The organism is Variovorax sp. J2L1-78, from assembly GCF_030317205.1.
Lineage (GTDB): Bacteria > Pseudomonadota > Gammaproteobacteria > Burkholderiales > Burkholderiaceae_C > Variovorax > Variovorax arabinosiphilus.
The window spans coordinates 1-1,722 of sequence record NZ_JASZYB010000008.1; the positions used below are offsets into that span (position 1 = coordinate 1).

Here is a 1,722-nt window from a genome sequence, read left to right on the forward strand (position 1 = left end):
CTCGGCCAGCCGGCCCTGGAGCCGGTCCGCCTCTCAGGCCACGAAGGCCTGAACAGCCTGTTTCACTACGAGCTGCTGCTCAAGACCCCCGACAGCCTGAACCTGGGCGCCTCCGGTGCCGCCGACTTCGACCTGGACGCCTTCATCGGCCGCCAGATCAGCTGCAGCATCGAGCTCGATGGCTCGGGGGCGTTTCTGCCCGGTGCCGTGGGTGCCAGCGTCGACCGCGTGGGCGCCGGTGTGCGCGTCATCAACGCGCTCATCACCGAAGCCAGCCTCTGGGGTGAAGAGGGCCGCCAGGTCCAGTACAAGCTCACCCTGCGCTCCTGGCTGCACCTGGCCACGCTGAGCACCGACTGCCGCATCTTCCAGAACCAGAGCGTGGTCCAGATCCTGGACGACCTGCTGGCCGACTACGCCTTCCCGGTGGACAAGCGCCTCATCGAGACCTACCCCCCACGCGACTACCAGACCCAGTTCAACGAGAGCGACTTCGACTTCTTCAGTCGCCTGTGCCAGGAATGGGGCATCAGCTACTTCTTCGAGCACGAGGGCGACACCCACCGCCTGGTGCTGGTGGACGCCATGGGCGCCTACCAGCCCAACCCCAGCGAGGCCTACCGGGTGGTCGAGTACCACGCCCCGGGCTGGAAGACCGATGCGGAGTACCTCCATAGCGTCGTGCCGGTGCACCAGCTCACCTCGGGCCGGTACAGCACCCGGGACTACGACTACACCCGCCCCCGGGCCGATCTGGGCCAGAGCCGACGCGATCCACGCCCGACCGGCCAGGCGGACCAGGAGGTCTACCAGTGGCATGCGGATGCCGGGGGCAGCCACTACGCGCAACCGCGGGCGGGCGGAGCCGGAGCAGGCACCGAAGCCAACGACGCCCAGGCCGAAGGCAGCCAACTGGCCCTGCTGCGCATGCAGGCCCTGCGCACCGCAGGCGCCAGAGCCAAGGCCAGCGGCAACCTGCGCGGCATGGTCCCCGGCTGCACCTTCCAGCTGGCCAGACACCCCCGGGAGGCGGCCAACACCGAGTACCTGATCCTTCAGACGCACCTCCTCATCGAGGACGTGGCCGCCGACAGCCAGATCAAGGACGCAGCCCCCGGCAGGCGCCAGCACTGGAAGGTCGAGGTGGACCTGACGGCGCACCCGGTGGCCGAGCCGCTGCGGCCCGAACCCACCCAGCCCAAGCCCCACACCCACGGCCCGCAGGTGGCCCTGGTGGTGGGCCCCGAAGGCGAGAACCTCTGGACCGATGACCTCGGCCGCATCAAGGTGCAGTTCCCCTGGGACCGGCGCGGGCAGAAGAACCAGCACAGCACCTGCTGGCTGCGCGTGACCAGCCCGTGGGCGGGCAACCAGCTGGGGGGCATGCACCTGCCGCGCATCGGCCAGGAGGTGATCGTGGACTTCATTGGTGGGGACCCGGACCTGCCGATCTGCACGGGGCGGGTGCACAACCAGCTGAACCTGCCGCCGTGGGAACTGCCGGGCCAGGCGGCGCTGAGCGGGTTCAGGAGCCGAGAGCTGACCAAGGAAGGGGGCAACAGCGCCGCTGGCAGAAGCAACCACCTGATCCTGGACGACACGGCGCAGCGGATCCAGGCGCAGCTCAAGAGCGACCACCAGTCGAGCTCGCTGAGCCTGGGGTTCATCACGCGGGTGGAGGACAACGCGGGGAGGAAGGACCCGAGGGGGGAGGGGTTCGAG

At 69.3% G+C, this 1,722-nt stretch carries 1 protein-coding gene; it reads left to right on the forward strand.

Going from position 1 to position 1,722, the window contains the following annotated elements; translation table 11 throughout:
* Positions 1 to 1,722 (forward strand): type VI secretion system Vgr family protein (locus QTH86_RS27005; protein WP_286649349.1); only part of this gene is annotated, 1,722 nt, incomplete at both ends.